Annotated in this window: 20 protein-coding genes and 1 pseudogene; 7 read left to right on the top strand and 14 right to left on the bottom strand. The window is 69.4% G+C overall.

Annotated features, from left to right (window positions below; genetic code table 11):
• The first annotated feature begins 44 nt into the window (after positions 1-44).
• The 3 genes from ACWGI2_RS07225 (at position 45) to ACWGI2_RS07215 (ending at position 2,384) form a co-directional block, all read left to right on the top strand.
• A complete protein-coding gene (locus tag ACWGI2_RS07225) occupies positions 45-1,070 on the top strand; it encodes a 6-phosphofructokinase (RefSeq protein ID WP_160509219.1) in 1,026 nt (341 codons plus the stop codon).
• A gap of 116 nt (positions 1,071-1,186) precedes the next feature.
• Complete coding sequence (locus ACWGI2_RS07220; protein ID WP_160509218.1) at positions 1,187-2,137, top strand: cytochrome c oxidase assembly protein; 951 nt, start codon at positions 1,187-1,189, stop codon at positions 2,135-2,137.
• A gap of 85 nt (positions 2,138-2,222) precedes the next feature.
• The gene (locus tag ACWGI2_RS07215) at positions 2,223-2,384 is read left to right on the top strand and encodes a hypothetical protein (RefSeq protein WP_453396101.1); all 162 of its coding nucleotides are present in this window, start codon (positions 2,223-2,225) and stop codon (positions 2,382-2,384) included.
• A gap of 67 nt (positions 2,385-2,451) precedes the next feature.
• On the opposite strand, the gene ACWGI2_RS07210 is transcribed toward ACWGI2_RS07215, so the two are convergent.
• The gene (locus ACWGI2_RS07210; RefSeq protein ID WP_453396100.1) at positions 2,452-2,868 is read right to left on the bottom strand and encodes an SSI family serine proteinase inhibitor; all 417 of its coding nucleotides are present in this window, start codon (positions 2,866-2,868) and stop codon (positions 2,452-2,454) included.
• Between the two features lie 290 nt (positions 2,869-3,158).
• Here ACWGI2_RS07210 and ACWGI2_RS07205 point away from each other — a divergent pair, with 290 nt between their 5' ends.
• Together ACWGI2_RS07205 and ACWGI2_RS07200 are read left to right on the top strand one after the other, a co-directional pair.
• Complete coding sequence (locus tag ACWGI2_RS07205) at positions 3,159-3,887, top strand: lysophospholipid acyltransferase family protein (protein ID WP_453396099.1); 729 nt, start codon at positions 3,159-3,161, stop codon at positions 3,885-3,887.
• Between the two features lie 23 nt (positions 3,888-3,910).
• Positions 3,911-4,408, top strand: a complete 498-nt coding sequence (locus ACWGI2_RS07200) for a YbaK/EbsC family protein (RefSeq protein WP_453694424.1) — start codon at positions 3,911-3,913, stop codon at positions 4,406-4,408.
• Between the two features lie 73 nt (positions 4,409-4,481).
• On the opposite strand, the gene ACWGI2_RS07195 is transcribed toward ACWGI2_RS07200, so the two are convergent.
• The 10 genes and pseudogenes from ACWGI2_RS07195 to ACWGI2_RS07150 all read right to left on the bottom strand — a co-directional run bounded on the left by ACWGI2_RS07195 (position 4,482) and on the right by ACWGI2_RS07150 (position 14,800).
• Positions 4,482-6,086 carry an alpha/beta hydrolase gene (locus ACWGI2_RS07195; RefSeq protein WP_453396097.1) on the bottom strand — a complete coding sequence of 535 codons (1,605 nt, stop codon included), beginning with the start codon at positions 6,084-6,086 and terminating at the stop codon, positions 4,482-4,484.
• A gap of 214 nt (positions 6,087-6,300) precedes the next feature.
• Positions 6,301-6,702 (bottom strand): annotated as a pseudogene (locus tag ACWGI2_RS07190) (site-specific integrase); the annotation flags it as partial.
• A gap of 95 nt (positions 6,703-6,797) precedes the next feature.
• Positions 6,798-7,679: a nuclease-related domain-containing protein gene (locus ACWGI2_RS07185; RefSeq protein ID WP_453694423.1), complete on the bottom strand. Its 882-nt coding sequence runs from the start codon at positions 7,677-7,679 to the stop codon at positions 6,798-6,800.
• A 1,622-nt stretch (positions 7,680-9,301) separates the two neighbouring features.
• On the bottom strand, positions 9,302-10,075 hold the full coding sequence (locus ACWGI2_RS07180; protein WP_453694422.1) for an urease accessory protein UreD: 774 nt from the start codon (positions 10,073-10,075) through the stop codon (positions 9,302-9,304).
• The gene (gene ureG / locus ACWGI2_RS07175) at positions 10,072-10,755 is read right to left on the bottom strand and encodes an urease accessory protein UreG (protein ID WP_453694421.1); all 684 of its coding nucleotides are present in this window, start codon (positions 10,753-10,755) and stop codon (positions 10,072-10,074) included. The genes ACWGI2_RS07180 and ureG overlap by 4 nt, the downstream gene beginning before the upstream one ends.
• 147 nt (positions 10,756-10,902) lie before the next feature.
• Complete coding sequence (locus tag ACWGI2_RS07170) at positions 10,903-11,577, bottom strand: urease accessory protein UreF (protein ID WP_453694420.1); 675 nt, start codon at positions 11,575-11,577, stop codon at positions 10,903-10,905.
• Between the two features lie 30 nt (positions 11,578-11,607).
• Positions 11,608-13,329 (bottom strand): urease subunit alpha, encoded by a 1,722-nt coding sequence (locus ACWGI2_RS07165; RefSeq protein WP_453396093.1) that lies wholly within the window; start codon positions 13,327-13,329, stop codon positions 11,608-11,610.
• A complete protein-coding gene (locus ACWGI2_RS07160; protein ID WP_453396092.1) occupies positions 13,322-13,663 on the bottom strand; it encodes an urease subunit beta in 342 nt (113 codons plus the stop codon). The genes ACWGI2_RS07165 and ACWGI2_RS07160 overlap by 8 nt, the downstream gene beginning before the upstream one ends.
• Positions 13,664-13,677: 14 nt before the next feature.
• On the bottom strand, positions 13,678-13,980 hold the full coding sequence (locus ACWGI2_RS07155; protein ID WP_453396091.1) for an urease subunit gamma: 303 nt from the start codon (positions 13,978-13,980) through the stop codon (positions 13,678-13,680).
• A gap of 199 nt (positions 13,981-14,179) precedes the next feature.
• Positions 14,180-14,800 carry a TetR/AcrR family transcriptional regulator gene (locus tag ACWGI2_RS07150; protein ID WP_453396090.1) on the bottom strand — a complete coding sequence of 207 codons (621 nt, stop codon included), beginning with the start codon at positions 14,798-14,800 and terminating at the stop codon, positions 14,180-14,182.
• A gap of 190 nt (positions 14,801-14,990) precedes the next feature.
• Here ACWGI2_RS07150 and ACWGI2_RS07145 point away from each other — a divergent pair, with 190 nt between their 5' ends.
• A complete protein-coding gene (locus tag ACWGI2_RS07145; RefSeq protein ID WP_453694419.1) occupies positions 14,991-16,001 on the top strand; it encodes an ABC transporter permease in 1,011 nt (336 codons plus the stop codon).
• An 87-nt stretch (positions 16,002-16,088) separates the two neighbouring features.
• Here ACWGI2_RS07145 and ACWGI2_RS07140 read toward each other — a convergent pair whose 3' ends face one another.
• Together ACWGI2_RS07140 and ACWGI2_RS07135 are read right to left on the bottom strand one after the other, a co-directional pair.
• Positions 16,089-16,376, bottom strand: coding sequence for a type II toxin-antitoxin system Phd/YefM family antitoxin (locus ACWGI2_RS07140; RefSeq protein ID WP_453694418.1), 288 nt, complete (start codon positions 16,374-16,376; stop codon positions 16,089-16,091).
• Positions 16,377-16,495: 119 nt separating this feature from the next.
• The gene (locus ACWGI2_RS07135) at positions 16,496-16,867 is read right to left on the bottom strand and encodes a helix-turn-helix transcriptional regulator (protein ID WP_453396087.1); all 372 of its coding nucleotides are present in this window, start codon (positions 16,865-16,867) and stop codon (positions 16,496-16,498) included.
• 133 nt (positions 16,868-17,000) lie between these two features.
• Here ACWGI2_RS07135 and ACWGI2_RS07130 point away from each other — a divergent pair, with 133 nt between their 5' ends.
• Positions 17,001-17,501, top strand: a complete 501-nt coding sequence (locus ACWGI2_RS07130) for an ANTAR domain-containing protein (RefSeq protein WP_453694417.1) — start codon at positions 17,001-17,003, stop codon at positions 17,499-17,501.
• Between the two features lie 56 nt (positions 17,502-17,557).
• Here the strand turns inward: ACWGI2_RS07130 and ACWGI2_RS07125 are convergent, their stop codons facing one another.
• A complete protein-coding gene (locus tag ACWGI2_RS07125; RefSeq protein WP_453694416.1) occupies positions 17,558-18,565 on the bottom strand; it encodes a Ppx/GppA phosphatase family protein in 1,008 nt (335 codons plus the stop codon).
• Between the last annotated feature and the right edge of the window lie 40 nt (positions 18,566-18,605).

The raw sequence follows: 18,605 nt of genomic DNA, 5'->3' as shown, positions 1-18,605 counted from the left end.
CCACGTAGCAAAGGGCCCCTCTTTATGAAAGACGTTGACGGGCTATGCGCATTGGTGTCCTCACGTCCGGCGGCGACTGCCCCGGTCTCAACGCCGTCATCCGCTCGGTCGTGCACCGTGCCGTCGTCGACCACGGTGACGAGGTCATCGGCTTCCACGACGGCTGGCGCGGCCTGCTCGAATGCGACTACCGCAAGCTCGACCTGGACGCGGTGGGCGGCATCCTGGCGCGAGGCGGAACGATTCTCGGCTCCTCGCGTGTCCAGCCCGCGCACCTGCGCGACGGCGTGGAGCGGGCCAAGGGCCACCTCGCCGACCTGGGCCTCGACGCGGTCATCCCGATCGGCGGCGAAGGCACGCTGAAGGCGGCCCGGCTCCTGTCCGACGCCGGTCTGCCGATCGTCGGGGTGCCCAAGACGATCGACAACGACATCGCGGTGACCGACGTGACGTTCGGCTTCGACACCGCGGTCGGCGTGGCGACCGAAGCCCTCGACCGCCTCAAGACGACCGCCGAGTCGCACCAGCGGGTCCTGATCGTCGAGGTCATGGGCCGGCACACCGGCTGGATCGCGCTGCACTCGGGCATGGCCGCGGGCGCGCACGCGATCGTCGTGCCCGAGCGTCCCTTCGACATCGAGGAACTGGCGCGGAAGGTCGGCGAACGCTTCTCCGCGGGCAAGAAGTTCGCGATCGTCGTGGCCGCCGAGGGCGCCAAGCCCCGCGAGGGCACGATGGAGTTCGACGAGGGCGTCAAGGACATGTACGGCCACGAGCGCTTCGCGGGCATCGCCACGCGGCTCTCCGGCGAGCTGGAGCAGCGCCTGGGCAAGGAGGCGCGCCCGGTGATCCTCGGGCACGTCCAGCGCGGCGGCACCCCGACCGCGTACGACCGCGTGCTCGCAACCCGCTTCGGCTGGCACGCCGTGGAGGCCGTGCACCGCGGCGAGTTCGGCAAGATGACCGCGCTGCGCGGCACGGACATCACGATGGTCCCGCTCGCCGAGGCGGTCGAGACGCTGAAGACGGTGCCGGACGAGCGGTACGCCGAGGCGGAGTGCGTGCTCTAGGCCAGGCTCTTCGCGAAGGCTCTTTTGGAACGGCCCCCGGACGCGTCGGCGTCCGGGGGCCGTTCTAGTCTGGTGCGGACACACAGCGCACAACCGCACGAATCAGGAGCCAGTGGATGGATCACAGCGGGCACGGCATGAACATGGATCTGCCGCCGTTCACGCTGGGGCGCGGGCTCGAACTCTCGGCCGACCCCTTCTTCCTCATCAGCTGCCTGGTGGCCCTCGCGCTCTACGGCTGGGGCGTGGTCCGGCTCGTACGCCGCGGTGACAAGTGGCAGGTCGGCCGCACGATCTCCTTCGTGGCGGGCGTGCTGACCATCCTGCTCGTGATGTGCACCAAGCTGAACGACTACGGCATGGTCATGTTCAGCGTGCACATGGTCCAGCACATGGTCATCAGCATGCTCTCGCCGATCCTGATCCTGATGGGCGCCCCGATCACCCTCGCCCTGCGCGCGCTGCCGGTCGCGGCCCGCGGCCGCAAGGGCCCGCGCGAGTGGCTGCTGTGGATCCTGCAGAGCCGCTACATGCGGATCATCACGCACCCCGCGTTCACGATCCCGCTGTTCATCGCGAGCCTGTACGCGCTGTACTTCACCCCGCTCTTCGACACCCTGATGGGGTCCAAGGCGGGCCACATCGGGATGATGGTGCACTTCCTCGCCGTCGGCCTGGTCTTTTTCTGGCCGATCATGGGCGTCGACCCGGGTCCGCACCGGCCGGGATACATCATGCGGATGCTGGAGCTGTTCGCGGGCATGCCGTTCCACGCGTTCTTCGGTATCGCGCTGATGATGGCGTCCGAGCCGATGGTCGGTACGTACAAGAACCCGCCCTCCTCCCTGGGCATCGACGCACTCGCTGATCAGACCGCCGCGGGCGGCATCGCCTGGGCGTTCAGTGAGGTGCCATCGGTGCTCGTGCTGCTCGCGCTGCTCTTCCAGTGGTACCGCTCCGAACAGCGCCAGGCACGGCGTACGGACCGGGCCGCCGACCGTGACGGTGACAAGGAGCTCGAGGCGTACAACGCCTATCTGGCCTCACTGGCCGCGCGCGGGCGCTAGCGGCAAAGGGTCTTCACGGGCGAGGATGGTCTCAGGCCGCGGTCTTGGCGTCGAGGCGTCGGGGCTGCCGGGAGGAGGCAGGGCGATGCCTGATTCTACGAAGACGATGGGTGTATTCACCATCGGAGGCTTGGTCGCGGTGACCGCGTACTCGGTCGCGCTGGGGAGCAACGGCTGGCTGTGGTTCGGCTGGGTCGTCATCGGGATGCTCACGCTGGCGATGGTGCTCTCGCGCAGCACCCCCTGAGGGGCGCCGCGCGGCAGCGAGGAGAGGCGCGGCAGCGGAGGAGAGGCTCGGAGCGGCGCCGGGACGGTCAGAAGCGGAAGACGGCGCCCGTCGAGTACTCCATCTCGCAGGCGTTGCCGTACCGCTTGTGCCAGCTGACCGGCTTGCCGCGGTGGACCCCCGTCGCGCTCACGGTGACCGGGGCGTACTGCTTGGTGCAGATCCCCGGCTTCGCGGGCAGCGCGTCGAAGTCACCGTGCGCCTTGTCGATCGCCGCGCAGGCCTCGGCCGCGTGCGGATGGTGAGCGGGCCGCTGGGTCACGCAGTCCAGCAGGACCCCGCGCACCCAGGCGTTGTCCTGCCCCGTGACGGTGAGGAAGACGCCGCTCGACCGCTCGGGGGCCGTTTCGCCGGCCGCGTGGGCGGGCGCGGCCACGGCGAGGGAGATCAGCGCTGCGGCGGCAGCCGCTGCCGGGCGCAGGCGGGACGTGGGACGAGAGCTCATGTGGGCCTCCTGGGGCGGTGACGTACTGCGTCGGAGAGAGGCCAGGCCACCCCCGCGCCCGCCGCTCGCGCGGGCGACACGCCGGGCGGTCACCCGGACGGGTCCGGTGCGGCGCCCGGACGGGTGTCCCGTCGGCCGCCGGGCGCACAGTTGCGCGAAGGGACCGGGGCCACCCGGCTTCGGTCCCTTCTCCCGTCGGGGCCGCGCACCTAAACTGACCGCTGCGCGAGGACCCGTGACCTGCGACGACGCAGCACCCAGGCCGGTCCACCTACGTCAAGGAGCAATGGGTGTTCTACTACCTGCTCAAGTACGTCGTCCTGGGGCCGCTGCTGCGGCTCATGTTCCGGCCTCGCATCGAGGGGCTCGAGCATGTACCGGAGTCGGGTGCGGCGATCGTGGCGGGCAATCACCTCTCGTTCTCGGACCACTTTCTGATGCCCGCCATCATCAAGCGGCGGATCACCTTCCTCGCCAAGGCCGAGTACTTCACGGGCCCCGGCATCAGGGGCCGCCTGACCGCCGCGTTCTTCCGCAGCGCCGGGCAGATCCCGGTGGACCGCTCCGGCAAGGAGGCGGGCCAGGCGGCGATCCGCGAGGGCCTCGGGGTGCTGGGCAAGGGTGAGCTGCTCGGCATCTATCCGGAGGGCACACGCTCGCACGACGGGCGCCTCTACAAGGGGAAGGTCGGCGTCGCCGCGATGGCGCTGAAGGCGCAGGTGCCGGTGATCCCGTGCGCGATGATCGGCACGTTCGAGGCGCAGCCGCCGGGTCAGAAGATGCCGAACTTCCAGAGTGTGTCGATCCGCTTCGGCGCACCGCTGGACTTCTCGCGCTACGCGGGCATGGAGAACGAGAAGGCGGTCCTGCGCGCGGTCACGGACGAGATCATGTACGCCATCCTCGGGCTCTCCGGGCAGGAGTACGTCGACAAGTACGCCGCGGTCGTGAAGGCGGAGGAGGCCGAGCGTGCCGCCGCGGCGAGCAGGCGGAAGTTCCCCCGGATGCCGCTGAGTTGATGAGGTGACGTACGGTCGTGCCCATGAGCGAACACAGCCTCTACACCAAGCTGATCGGGCTTCTCGACGAGCGGGGCGCGGCGTACCGCGTCATCGAGCACGAGGAGGAGGGCGGCACGGAGGCGGTGAGCGCGCTGCGGGGCAACACCCTCCAGCAGGCGGCCAAATGCATCGTGGTGATGGTGAAGATCGGCAAGAAGACGAAGCGGTACGTGCTCGCGGTGGTGCCCGGTGACCGGCGCGTCGATCTGAACGCCGTCAAGCAGCTCCTGGGCGGGACGTACGCGGGCTTCGCGACGCAGGAGGCGGCCGAGCGGCTCGCGGGCAGCGTGAGCGGCACGATCCTGCCGTTCTCCTTCGACCCCGAGCTCGAACTGGTCGTGGATCCGGCGCTGTTGGCCCATGACGAGCTGTTCTTCAACGCGGCGCGCCTGGACCGTTCGCTGGCGCTGAGCACTGCGGACTACGAGGCGATCGCTGAGCCGCGTAGGGCCGCGATCGCGCAGGAAGCGACAGCATAAGAGGAAGGGGGCGACCGGAGTGATCCGGTCGCCCCCTTGCTCACATGCCCGGCGGCTGCCTAACGGCGGACGGTCACGGCTTGGGCGTGGCGTGCGGTGCGCACGTCACGTCCTTGCTGTCGACCTTGCCGGTCAGCAGGTAGGTGTCGACACGGTCGTTGAGGCACGGGTTGACCAGGTTCGTGATGCCGTGCGAGCCGGCGTCCTTCTCCGTGATCAGACGCGAGCCCTTGAACCGCTTGTGCAGCTCGACGGCACCCTCGTACGGCGTGGCCGCGTCGCGGGTGGCCTGGGCGATCAGGACGGGCGGCAGGCCCTTGCCGGTCTTGACCTCGACCGGCTCGTGCTGCTTGCTCTTCCAGGTCGCGCAGGGCAGGTTCATCCAGGCGTTGGACCACGTCATGAACGGGTTGTCACGGTGGATGCGGGTGTTGTCGCGGTCCCACTTCTTCCAGCTGGTGGGCCACTTGGCGTCCGCGCACTCGACGGCCGTGTAGACGGCGTTGCCGTTCTCCGAGGCGATGTTGCCCGCGGTGTCCGACAGGTCGGGGCTGGCTGCCTCGATCAGCGGCTTGGCGTCACCGGCGACGTACTTGCTGAAGTTCGTCGCGATCCCCACCCAGGCGGAGTCGTAGTACGGAGCGCTCTGGAAGTAGGCGATGAGCTCGGCGGGGCCGACGACTCCGCCCAGCGGCTCCTTCTTCGCGGCGGCGCGCAGCTTGTCCCAGTTCTTGGCGACCTTGTCCGCGGTGTCCCCGAGGTGGAAGGTGGCGTCGTACTTGGCGACCCACTTCATCCAGTCCTTGAGGCGGATCTCGAAGGCGACGTCCTGGTCGAGGTTGGCCTCGTACCAGATCTTCTTCTTCGACGGGTTGACCACGGAGTCGACGACCATGCGGCGCACGTGCGTCGGGAAGAGCGTTCCGTAGACCGCGCCGAGGTAGGTGCCGTAGGAGACGCCGATGAAGTTCAGCTTCTTCTCGCCGAGCGCGGCCCTGATGACGTCCAGGTCGCGCGCGGTGTTCGGCGTCGTCATGTGCGGCAGCATCTCGCCGCTGCGCTCGGCGCAGCCGTCCGCGTACTCGGCGGCGAGCTTGCGCTGGGCACGCTTGTCCGCCTCGGAGTCCGGCACCGGGTCGAGCTTGGGGGCCTTGACGAACTCCTGCGGGTCCACACAGGAGATGGGCGCCGAGTGGCCGACACCGCGCGGCTCGAAGCCCACGAAGTCGTACGCCTTCGCCGTCTTCTCCCAGAGCTTGGCCTTGGTGACCACGCGGTTGGGGAAGCGCAGCCCGGAGGCGCCCGGGCCGCCGGGGTTGTAGAGCAGCGCGCCCTGGCGCTCCTCCTTCGTCCCCGTGCTGCCGATGCGGTCGACGGCGAGCTTGATCTTCTTGCCGTTGGGCTTGGCGTAGTCGAGCGGGACGGTGACCCAGCCGCACTTGATCGCCTTGTCCAGACCCCAGTCGGCGGGGCACGCCTGCCAGTCGATGCCGGCCTTGGCGGCACGCTGCGCGGCGAGCGCGACACCGCGCGCCTCGGAGCTGGTCCGCTGGCGGGCGTCAGCGCTGCCGCCACTCCGGCGGGCGTCCGCATTGGCGACGGGCGCCATGATCGCGCCCGCTATGAGCGAGCCCGTGATCAGCGTGCCGGCGGCGCCGAATGCTGTGGTGCGTCTCAACTGGTTCCTCCCCCTGTCGCTTTACCTGTCGATTTTCGAACAGTAGGAGGATCCTGTCGGTCATCGGGTTCAGTGCGACAGACGGGGCGGGTGTTTCTTTACCAATCCGATAACCGGGTCGCTGGAACCGGTGAGCGGTTCGTCCAGGTAAGAGGCCTGATCCCCCGGGGAATCGGGCTTCGACCGCTGCATGCGGGACTAACTGAGTGACTGACTACGGCTCCAGAGGGAGCCCGAAGATGTCGTCCATGACGGTTGCCCCGGTCTTTGCCCCGTCTGGATCACCGGGCGGAGCTGCTTCCGATACACGGTCTCGGTCGTGACCTGGCGGGAGTGACCCACCAGCCGCGGAATCTCCTTCAACCCCTCGGGCCTTGCCCCGCCCGAGGACTCGGCGGAACTCGTGTCGCACGCTCGTCGCATCCAACTGCGTACCGACAGCCGAGGCGAACACGAGCCCGTTCTCCTGCCACTTGGCACCGACAGCCCGACGTTGCAAGTCTTGACGCTCCCGCTGAACCAGCGTGCGAGGAGACTTCCGGGTCCTGGGATCCCCCGTGCTTCGGACCGAGCGCCACACCGCGATGTGTGGAGGGATCGCAGGCACCGCGTCCGGCGCTAACTCGGTGATCCGTTGCATGAGTGAGGCGCCGCCGAGTGGCTCAAGCCTGCGGAGGGAACCAACCGAACGGGGCCCAAATCGCGCTCACCTCAGGCGGACAGCCAAGCGCGCCGATGCCGTGCAACCGCGTACAACGCATCGATCTGCCTGGCATCAAGCACCCCACTGAGCGGGCCAAGCGCAGAAACTTCCCGCTCGCGATACACACGGACGGTGAACTGCGTGGCCGCCTTGGTCAGTTCTGTCACACCAACGAACACGATGACCGGCTGCACTTGAACCGGGATGTGGGCGTACCGCTCCAACACCGCCTGGACTCGTCCAGCCTCCGCCTTGCTCTTGCGTGCGTATGGCTGCGGCGGACCGTGACTGACCTTCGCCATCTCATCGCCGACCCATACGGACTTTCCGAAGTGGCGCTTGGTGTTGATGCTGAACACCCCACCGGGACCGATCAGAAGATGGTCAATGTCCACGTCCCGAGGCAGCGGAACGGAATGCAGCACACGCCAGCCAGACCGCGAGAGCCGCTGTAACTCGCCTCCCACCCGACGTTCACCGGCGAGCCCCATGCGCCATGAATCCCACTCAGACTCACGCCGCAACAACCATGAGACCACCCTCTGCGCAGCGCCGGGTCCCTTCTCAGCAAGCAGGCGCCTAAGGCCCTCCCCCGGCCGGTTCAAGGCGAGATCGTCCGGCGGCGTCAGTGGGGGCAACTCCGGAACGACTTCCCGCCCAGCCGTAGTACGCGGTTTGGGCTTCGCAGCGGCGCTCGATCTCGATACGGGCGAAGGTCGCGTGAGGAGCGGACGCAACAACCTGAGTGCCTCATGCCGATACGGCTCGACCAGGATCGTGACCTTGCCGGTCCGGCAGTCGGCCCATGCAGCAGCGGAGCCGTCAGGGAGATTCACATAGAGCCGATCTTGCCCATGCCGCTTCCACCGAACGACGTTGAGATCACTCATGTTTGCCCCCCCATGCAAGTACAGACCCCAGAAACATGGGAGCAGCCGACGGGCACCACCACAAGGACGCCATTCGGTCGCGGCCCGAACTCCCCCGTCATGCCCGCGCGCGGGACTGGATAGAACTTTCCCTACTTAATCAAGGCGCACGCACAAGCACACCCCATCAAGACCACCACCAGACCCGAGCGCCAAAGGAAGCAAAGATCCGAAGGCCCCGCTGCCTCTATGCCTCCGTCACCGGCCGCGTGCCGCCGTCCGCCCGTCGCGCCCAAAGGGCCAAGAGACCCAGCACCGGGCCATAGGGATACTGGCGATTGCCACACCACAGGTCAACGACGCTTTGGGGCACCGAACAGGCCGGATCATGGGGCCACGGGGACCGGCGGACCAACGCGCCTGATCCGCCGCCGCCCTCCGCCCTGCTGATCACATGGGCCAGCCCGGACGCGGACTGCGGCCGGGTGAACAGGGAAACCCGCCCAAGGTCAGGGCGGTCGGCTCCACGGCTTTAGGCAGCCACCATGGGGCGAGCCTCGCAGATCATGACCCCAACGTCGTGCCTTACCGGGCAGGCCCACAGACTGTCCGACACGCCGGAAGCTTAGGGGGCCATGATTACTCGCCCATGGCAGCTCCCGCCCAAAGCCGCTCCACCGACTGCCTACAGGCTGCGGGTGGTGTTTAGTCGTCCAACAGGCGCTTGCCGTGCATCCTCGCAGCGCGAGCCCAATTGCAGGCGCTACAACGCTCCAGCCACATATACGGGGACGCGTCTCGCGCCTCTACCTCGGGGAGCCTTCGGAAGTTTCGCCGTTCATGCACACGCCCGCATGGGGCATCCGCTGCATGGTAGATCGTGAGCTGCGGCCCAGGGGTGCGCCGAACGAGGCACGGCAGCCTGGCATCTCGATTACCGACCCTGGCGATCTTGAGGTCAATCTCTCGCAGGTTTGAGTGCAGGCCATCCCGGAGCCTGCCGATCTCTTTGTAGTGCTCCTCAAGGAACTTGAGCCTATGCAGGCGCAGCTCGTTGATCTGCGTTTCCGGCGTGCTCATGTCGCTCTCCCTTTAGTAAGAATGTTGAGCACTTCTTACTCGTTAGCTCCAAGACGTGCGCCGACGGGACTGGAATCGATCGACACTGGCCGTTAGGTCGCTGACGTAGCCTGTTTGGGCCTGCTGAACCAGCGTGCGCGTTCATCATTCTGGCGATTCACGACCAACAGATGCGCTGGTGGAGGCCGTCGCTGACCGATTCGGCTAGAGCTACGGATCAGAAGGGCCTGACATCAACGGTGGCGGATGTCGGCGACGTCGAGTGGCCAGCGACGGACCTGGGGTCGCGGGCGGGAGCAGAGCCAGCCCACTCCTGACAGAACTTACAAGGCAGGTGTCGCCCACCGCATGAGCACCTCCCCAGGGCCGTCCTCGGGCCGTGGAAGGGCAGTCCGATGAGTTTCCAACTGCGTGACAATGCCACCGCGCAGCCGCAACCAACCATGGACGTCAGCGGACCATCAGCACAGATGAGAAGCACTCCAACCCGAGGGTGACTCCCATCCCCAGTCGCTAATCCGATAGACGGTGCAGGGAACTCCGCTGAGCGGTTATGACCCTGTTCACGTGAGTGTGCGCAAGGCTCCGTCGAGGACTCGGCGGACCCGCAGTGCGTCGGGGGCGACTGCTGTGACGAGCACTGCGGGGCCGGCGAGTGGGGTGAGTGCGGACCCGTCGGCGAGGAGCGTGGGCTCGGGCAGGTTTTGTTCGAACTCCGGGCTTACGATGATGAGTTGCCCGATTGCGCGATGCCCTGCGAGGACCGCCGGGCCGTCCCATCCGCCGGGGGCTCCGGGGCCGCAGGAGAGTTCCTGGTCGAGGAGGAGCCGCCCTGCCCGGCGCACGGTGAGGCGGCTGCTGAGGCGGCCCGCGTCTTCGCCGGTCCGCCCGAGCACCTGCTCCTCCCGCAGCACCAGGCGCGCGCTCGCGGTGAGCTCCGCCCGCGTGGTGACCCGCAGATCGCTGTCGCGTACGGAGATCAACTGCTCCGGCAGCCAGTACAGTTCGGCGTCGTCGCCGACCGTGAGCCGCACGTCGTAGCGCGCCGCCTCCTTCGACTGCCCCGGCAGGGCCAGCGTGGCGGCGGCCGAGCCGATGTGCAGCCGGGCCCCGTCGTGTGCGGCGGCCTCGACCGTGAGGTGGTCGCCGCCGAGGGGGCCGCTCATCGCTCCGACCAGCGTGACGTGGGCGCCCCTTCCTGCCGACCGGGTGCGGCGCGGGGCGAGCTGTCCCTCCCCGTCGAGCACGGGCAGGACGGTGCCGCCCCGCCCGTCCCCCCGCGCGGTGATGCGGGCGGTGCCGCGCACACCCGACGCGGAGACGGTCTCCGTGCTCATGCGGACGCGGTCCAGGCGGTGTACTGGGCGCGCACCCAGGCCGCGACGGGGCCGACACCCTCCTCCGACCTCAACGACTGGAAGACGACGGGCAGTTCGGCACGCTGAGCCTTGGCGTCCGCGGCCATGCGGGCGAGGTCGGAGCCGACGTGCGGGGCGAGATCGGTCTTGTTGACCACCAGGAGGTCGGCGGTGCTGACGCCGGGGCCGCCCTTGCGCGGGATGTCGTCGCCGCCCGCGACGTCGATGACGAAGATCTGCGCGTCGACGAGGCCCTTGGAGAAGGTGGCGGTGAGGTTGTCACCGCCGGACTCGACGAGGATCAGGTCGAGCGGCCCGACTTCGTCCTCCAGGTCCTCCACGGCCTCCAGGTTGGCGGAGATGTCGTCACGGATCGCGGTGTGTGGGCACGCGCCGGTCTCCACGGCGGTGATCCTCTCGGGCGGGAGCACGGCCTCGCGCAGCAGGAACTCGGCGTCCTCGCGCGTGTAGATGTCGTTCGTGACGACGGCGAGGGACAGCTCGGTCCGCAGCTCCTTGCAGAGCGCGGCGACGGTGGCGGTCTTGCCGGACCCGACGGGCCCGCCGAGCCCGATCCGCAGGGCGCGGCGGCGCCCGTCGGAGCGGTGGGCGTCGGCGCTGACGGCGGTGGCTTCGTCGTGGGAGTGATTGAGGTGCATGTGCGACTCCTTAGGGTTCAGCAGTTCTTTCAGGCTGTGCGGCGGGCACAGTCCGGCCCGTCAGCCGGTCCGGTGTTTGAGGGCCGGGGCTTGGGACGGAGAGCCGGGGTCCCAGCTTCGGGAAGGGGCGGGCACGGATACGGAGACCTACGACGCGAACAACCGCGCCGCCCACCCCGCATGCGCCTCCGCCCCCACCTCCAACAGCGGCGCGGAAGCCGCGGGCAACGCATCCACCCCGTCGACAAGGGCGCACCGCGCCGCATCTGCCGCCGCCCCGGCGACGAGATCGAGCTCGGGGGCAAGCCGAGCCAACACCCCCGTCGCGTCGAACGGGTCCAGGCTCAGCAACCGCACCGTCGCCGTCGCCGGCCCGCTGACACACTCGTACGCGGAGCAGTACGCGGCGTCTTCCGGCCCGAGCCCCGCGACCCGAGCCGCGAGTCCCAACACCACTGGCTGATGCGCCCCCTTGGGCCGGGCCGCGGCCAGCTGGTCCAGCGCGGGGTCGGGCCACGCGGCTCGCGCGGCCCGCATCATCTGCCGCCCGAGCCGCCGTCCCGCGCCCCGGAGCGCGGCCGACGGTGTCCGCGCGTCGGCGGCCTCGTCAAGATCCAGCGGATCGAGCCCGAGCGCGGCGGCCGCCGCCAACGCGGCCGACACCAGCCCCGTCGTGTGCAGCCGCCCCCGGCAGAATTCCTCCAGGTCGGCGGCGCCGGTGATCCGGCCCGCTTTGACGGCCTCCTCGGCCCCTCCGGAGTGCGCGTGCCCTCCCGCGGGGAACCGGCCGTCGGCCAGGACGAGAAGTGCGGCTCTAGACATCGCGGTCGACCGTCGTCACAGCAACCGCCATCAGAAAAGGAAGTACCGCTGCGCGAGCGGCAGTTCGGCGGCGGGCGACGGCTCGACGAGCTCGCCGTCGATGGTGACGGCGAAGCTGTCGGGAGCGACCTCCACCCTCGGCAGGGCGTCGTTCTCGCGCATGTCCGCCTTCGTGCGCCCGCGCGTGGAGCGGATCGCGGTGAACTCCTTGGCCAGGCCGAGCCGTTCCGGCAGCCCGTCGTCCAGCGCCGACTGCGTCACGAAGTTAAGGGAGTTGAGCCCCGGCGCCGCGCCTCGCGCACCGAACATGGGCCGCGGAAGGACCGGCTGCGGAGTGGGGATGGAGGCGTTGGCGTCGCCCATCTGCGCGTACGCGATCTGCCCGCCCTTGATGACCAGTTGGGGCTTGACGCCGAAGAACTTCGGGTCCCACAGCACCAGGTCGGCGAGCTTGCCGCTCTCGACCGAGCCGATCTCGTGGTCGACGCCCTGCGCGACCGCCGCGTTGATCGTGTACTTGGCGACATAGCGACGCGCGCGCCGGTTGTCCGCGCGGGTGTCCCCCGGCAGGAAGCCGCGCCGCCGCTTCATCACATGGGCGGTCTGCCAGGTACGCATGATGACCTCGCCGATGCGTCCCATGGCCTGCGAGTCCGACGACATGATCGAGATGGCGCCGAGGTCGTGCAGGATGTCCTCGGCCCCGATGGTGGTGGGCCGGATGCGCGACTCGGCGAAGGCGAGGTCCTCGGGGACCGCCGGGTTGAGGTGGTGGCAGACCATCAGCATGTCGAGGTGTTCCTCGACGGTGTTGACGGTGTGCGGCCGGGTCGGGTTGGTGGAGCTTGGCAGCATGTTCGGCAGCGACACCGCCGTGATCATGTCCGGGGCGTGCCCGCCGCCCGCGCCCTCCACATGGAAGGCGTGCAGGGTGCGGCCCGCGACGGCGGCGAAGGTGGCGTCGATGAAGCCCGCCTCGTTGAGGGTGTCGGTGTGGACGGCGAGCTGGGCGCCGGTGTCCTCACAGACGTTCAGGCACGCGTCGATGGTGGCGGGCGTCGCGCCCCAGTCCTCGTGGATCTTGAAGCTGACGGCTCCGGCGCGCAGTTGGGCGTGCATGGACTCGCTGGAGACCGTGTTGCCCTTGCCGAGGAAGCCGATGTTGACGGGGCTGGAGTCCATCGCGGCGAACATCCGGGCCAGGTGCCAGGAGCCGGGCGTGATCGTGGTCGCCTTGCTGCCCTCGGCCGGTCCCGTACCGCCCCCGATGAGGGTGGTGACCCCGGAGGCGAGCGCCTCGTCGACGATGGTCGGCGAGATGAAGTGGATGTGGGTGTCGATGCCGCCCGCGGTGAGGATCTTGCCGTTGCCCGCGATGACTTCGGTCTCCGGGCCGATCACGAGATCGGGGTGCACGCCGTCCATCGTGTCCGGGTTGCCGGACTTTCCGATGCCGGTGACGCGGCCGTCCCGTATGCCGATGTCGGCCTTGACGATGCCCCAGTGGTCGATGATCACGGCGCCGGTGACGACGGTGTCGGGGGCTCCTTCGGCGCGGGTCGTGCGCGACTGCCCCATCGACTCGCGGATGACCTTGCCGCCGCCGAACACGGCTTCGTCGCCGGAGCGTCCGGGGCCGCCGGAGCGGTCCTCCTCGATCTCGACGAGGAGGTCGGTGTCGGCGAGCCGGATGCGATCGCCCGTGGTGGGGCCGAACAGATCGGCGTACGCGGCGCGGGACAGCTCAGGCATCGAGGGGGCCTCCGGTCTCGCCGCGCAGTCCTGGCACGATGCGCAGACCGGCCAGGGGGACGAGTTCGACGTCGACGGGGATTCCGGGCTCGAAGCGCACGGCGGTGCCCGCGGCGATGTTGAGCCGCTTGCCGTGCGCGGCGGCGCGGTCGAAGTCGAGACCGGGGTTGGCCTCGGCGAAGTGGTAGTGGGAGCCGACCTGGACGGGGCGGTCGGCGGCGTTGAGGACGGTGAGGGCGGTGACCTCGCGGCCCACGTTGTAGGCGACGGGCTCGTCGGCGAAGAGGATCTCGCCGGGGATGACGGGGTGCGTGGGACTCTGCGCGGAACTCATGTGGCCGGCCCCCGTCAGACGATCGGGTCGTGGACGGTGACGAGCTTGGTGCCGTCCGGGAAGGTGGCCTCGACCTGGACGTCGTGGATCATCTCGGGGATGCCGCCCATCACGTCGTCACGGGTGAGCACCTTGCGCCCCGACGACATGAGTTCGGATACGGTGCGGCCGTCACGGGCACCTTCGAGGATGTGGGACGTGATGAGCGCGATCGCCTCGGGGTGATTGAGCAGCAGCCCCCGCGCCCTTCGCTTCTCGGCCACGTCCGCGGCCACATGGATGAGCAGTCTCTCCTGCTCGTGCGGGGTCAGTTGCACGCGTCCCACCTCACAGTCCTCGCTCCGGACCGTGCGGGGTCCGGCTGCCGCGGCCACCGCGACGGATATAGATGTAACACACAGACAGTGCGCTCGATCTTGCGCACCCCGGTTACGAAATCCCCTGGTGGCGTGGCATGGCAGGCTAGTTGGGGGGAGTTTCAACGAGGTTAACCAGCACTTGACCGCTCCATGACCATCAGCTGGGCTGACCCATACTCATCAGACCGCGCAGACCGTCCTGCAGCGCCTCGACCGGGACCTCGTCGAACAGCGCCAGCTGGGCGGCGAACCCCTGAGCCGCGGCGACCATCACCCGCGCGACATGGTCGGCCGGGATGTCGTCGCGCATCATGCCCGCCGCCTGATACCCCTCGACGATCTTCACCCAGGCCACCCGCACCTTGGCGTAACCCTGGTTCAGGACGGCGGCGAGCTCTTTGTTGCGCAGGGTCTCCGCCCACACCTGCACGAGCAGCCGCGGGAAGTACGAGACCTCCCCCTCCTGGACGCCGGGCTTGCGGCGGAGCACCTGGGCGAGGGCCTGGCCGACCAGCACGTCCGGCGGTGGCGGCGGGGTCTCCTTGGCCGCCTCCTCGAAGGTCGCCTGGATCCACTCGAGGACCTCGCCGACGATCGCCCCGATCAGCTCTTCCTTGCCCCGGAAGTAGCGGTAGACCGCTCCGGCCGAGAGGCCGACCTCCTTGAGCACGTCCTGCATCGAGGTGGCGTGGAAGCCATTGCGGGCGAAGCAGAGGGCGGCGCCGTCAAGGATCTGGCGGCGGCGTGCGTCGAGGTGTTCCTGGGATACGCGAGCCATGTCGCCAAACTAAAACGAACATTCATTCTTGACAAGCGCCACGCCCGGCAGCACAGTGAGGCCATCACGTAAAACGAACGATCCTTCTCTTTTATCTCATCGTTGATTCATCGTTGATTCCGGAAGAGCCCGCGGCACGGCACACGAAGAGCCCGCCGCACAGCACGCGATCCCAGAAGGAGCTCGGCTCATGTCCACGCCCCTCGCCACCCCGCCCCCGCAGGGCCGCCGCATGGTGGCGGCGGCCGTCCTGGTCTCCGCCCTCGTGGCCCTCGCCCTGTGGGCCTTCGCCTGGCCCGCGGCCAGGACCGCCCCACGCGACCTGCCCCTCGGCATCGCGGGCCCCGCCGCGGCGACGGCGCCCCTGACGGCCCAACTCAAGCACCGCGAGGGCGCGTTCGAGATCCATCGGTACGCCGATGAAGCCGCGGCCCGCGATGCCATCGAGGACCGGGCCGTGTACGGCGCGGTCGTCGTCACGCCGCAAGGAATGAAGCTGCTGACCGCGACCGCGGCGAGCCCGGTGGTCGCCCAGCTCCTGGAGCAGGCGGTGTCCGCTCAGGCCCCGGAGGGGACCGAGGTACCGACCACCGATGTGGTGGCCGCGCCCCCGGCCGACCCGCGGGGCTCCGCACTCGGCGCGAGCATCCTGCCGCTGGCGATCGCAGGGGTCGCGGCCGGCGCGATCGTGACGATGCTCGGCCTGCGCGGCATCCGCGCGGTGGCCTGCCTCGTGTCGGCCGCCGCGGTGGTCGGCGTGGTCGCCGCCGCCGTGACGCACAGCTGGCTGGGCATCCTGACGGGCAACTGGTGGGCGGAAGCGGGGGTGTTGGGGCTCTCGACGCTCGCGATGGGCGGCGCCGTCGCCGGGTGCGCCGCGCTCTTCGGCCCGGCGGGCATCGGGGCCGGCGCGCTGACGATGGTGCTGCTCGGCAACCCGTTCTCCGGCGTGACGTCCGCGCCTCGGCTGCTGCCCGAACCGGTCGGATTCATCGGCCAGTTGCTGCCGCCCGGCGCCGGGGGCACCCTGCTGCGCTCGGTGTCCTTCTTCGACGGCGCGCGCGTCACGGGCCCGCTCGTCACCCTCGCCCTCTGGGCCCTGCTCGGTCTGACGGCCGTACTGCTCGGCGCACTCCGCCGCCCCGCTGCCGCGTCACGCGACGAGGCACAGGCGGCGAGGGAAGCGGAGCCGGTCGCCTGACCCGGCAGCACACGGAGACAGCCGTACGCCCCCGCTGTAGCGGACGGGGGCGTACGGCCCCCATCCCTCGGCTCAATTGCCGTACGGCTACGTGGCGTTGGGGCCCTGGTGCTCGGCGGCGATGCCGAACCGCTGCCGTTCGCCCGCGCCGGTCGACGGGGACGACGTGGAGCGCAGCGACGAGACGGAGCTGACCACCTGCTCCTCGTCCGTCTCCGGCAGCGCCTCGAGCCGTTCCAGGTCGGCGGCGGACACAAGGGCCACGAGCGGCTTGCCATGACGCGTGACGACCACCCGCTCACCGCCGTACACGACGCGGTTGATCAGGTCGGCGAGTTCTGCTCGGGCTTGCGTCACCGGAATCTCGTAGGCCATGCTCCCCAGCTTAACCGGCGCCTGTACGGCCACCCTGTCCGCGCGGAACGGATACGCAGGTCAGAGGGGCTGCGGACGCTCTGGTCCGGCGCGCGGGGCATGCGCCGCTTCCCCGCATGTCACCGGCCGCTTTCCGAGCCGCGCGCGTGCGGTGGCGCCGACTCCAACTGCCGGGTCCCGTCGCCCTGGTCGGCGTCGTGCTGGGCGAGGAGCGAGAGCAGTTCCGCCACGGCGAGGCCCGATTCGGCGGGGTGCCGCAGGATGGTCCCCGCCTCGATGCGGTACGTGTTCGAGCGGCCCTGGCGCGTATGGGAGAGGTATCCGCCCTCCTCCAGATCGGAGACGATCTTCTGCACGGCACGCTCGGTGAGCCGGCAGCGAGCGGCGATGTCCCGGATGCGCGTGGCGGGGTCGTCGGCGATCGCGGCCAGCACGCGGGCGTGGTTGGTGAGGAAGGTCCAACCGCTGTGTGATTCAGGTACTGCACCCATCACTCCAAGATAGGGCGTTTGATTCACGCATTCAAAAAGACGAACTGCATTTCATGTATCACTTGACGTGTGTGGCACGTCGGCCCGACGCTGGGTGAGGTGATGACGCCAGGACGCCTACGGAGTGGCCGCCATGACAGAACGTGTACTTCCTGCGCAGCTCGTGGAGGGCAGCGAAGGCACCCCCAGCGTGTGCTCCCGCCCAACCATGTGCCCCTCCCCCACCGTGTGCTCCTGCCCGCCGGGCGAGGACGACGGACCGCTGCCGCCGATCGGACCGGCCATCGACGGTGACCTGGTGGCCGTGTCGGACGCCGGAGTCGAGCAGGACCCGCACGTCGAACTCGATCAGCTACGGCGGGCCATGCGAACGCGACCCGTCATCGACATGGCGCGCGGAGTCCTGATGGCCTCCTTCGGCCTGAGCGCCGAGGACGCGTGGAGCGTGCTGGTCTCGGTTTCCCAGCACACGAACACCAAGCTGCATCTCGTGGCCGACGAACTGGTCAGTGCCGCCACCGGAGGAGAGATCCCGAAGCCGTTCCGACGCCAACTGGCCGCGACCATCGCCCAGCTCCGCGCGGCCCCGACAGCCCCGACGGAGCCGACAGCAGCCAACGCCGGCGAGGAATGAGCCCGACGGAACACGCGGCCCGAGGCCCACCCCTCCTCCCGGCCAGGAGCCCCGATTCAGTGCCGCAGAGCCGCGATCCGCAGTGGCACCGGGTGGGCTGCGGGCGCTGTCGCCTCGCCCTGACTGACCTCCGCCCACCACGCCCCGCCGTCCTCCATATGGCGCAGAAGCACGCCCTCACGGATGGCCCAGGGGCAGAGGGTGACCGCCTTGACGCCCGTCAGCTTCATCGCCGTGTGCCCCACGATCGCCCCGGCCAGGCTCTGCGCGGCCCGCGGCGCCGACACTCCCGGCAGCTTGGCGCGCTCGGCCGCCGGCAGCGCGGCGAGCCGGTCGCGGCACAGGCGCAGGTCCGCCCGGCTCAACTGCCGCGCCATGAACGGTCCGTGGCGGCCGGGGGCGGCGCCCCCGAGCCTGGCCAGCTGCTGGAACGTCCGGGACGTCGCCACGGCGGTGCGCGGCCCCTCCCAGCGGATGCGCGCGGCGACGTCCCGAAGTTGGTGACGCACCTTGCGCCGCAACGCCTTCACGCTCTGCTCGGTGGGCGGATCCTCGCCGTCGAAGAACTCCCGGGTAAGCCGGCGCGCGCCGAGGGGCAGCGAGGCCACGTAGTCCGGCAGCCGTCCGCGTCCGAAGGCCACCTCCAGCGAGCCGCCGCCGATGTCGAACATGGCGAGAGGCCCTGCCCGCCAGCCCATCCACCGGCGGGCGCCCAGGAAGGTGAGTTCGGCCTCCACCTCTCCGGGCAGCGTGCACAGCCGTACGCCGGTCTCCTCGCCTATCGTCTCCAGCACGTCCAGCCGGTTGGGCGCGCCGCGGACGACCGTCGTGGCGAAGGCCAGCGGCTCCGCCGCGCCCCATCTCCGGGCGGTCCAGGCCGCCTCGGCGACCGCCGTGACGAGCTGCCCCACCGACTCTTCGGGGATCACCCCGCTCGGCTCGACCTCCTCGGAGAGTCTCACCTTCCACTTGGCGGTGTGGACCGGCAAGGGCACACCGTCCTCAGCGTCCACAACGACCAGCCGCACCGCGTTCGAACCCACATCCATCACACTCATCCGCATGTGACTCTGAGTACCCATCAGGCCTGAGGTCAGTCACTCT

The sequence above is a fragment of the Streptomyces sp. NPDC054866 genome (assembly GCF_053610745.1).
Note: the sequence above shows the minus strand (reverse complement) of the source record. Positions and strands in the feature narration are given on the sequence as shown.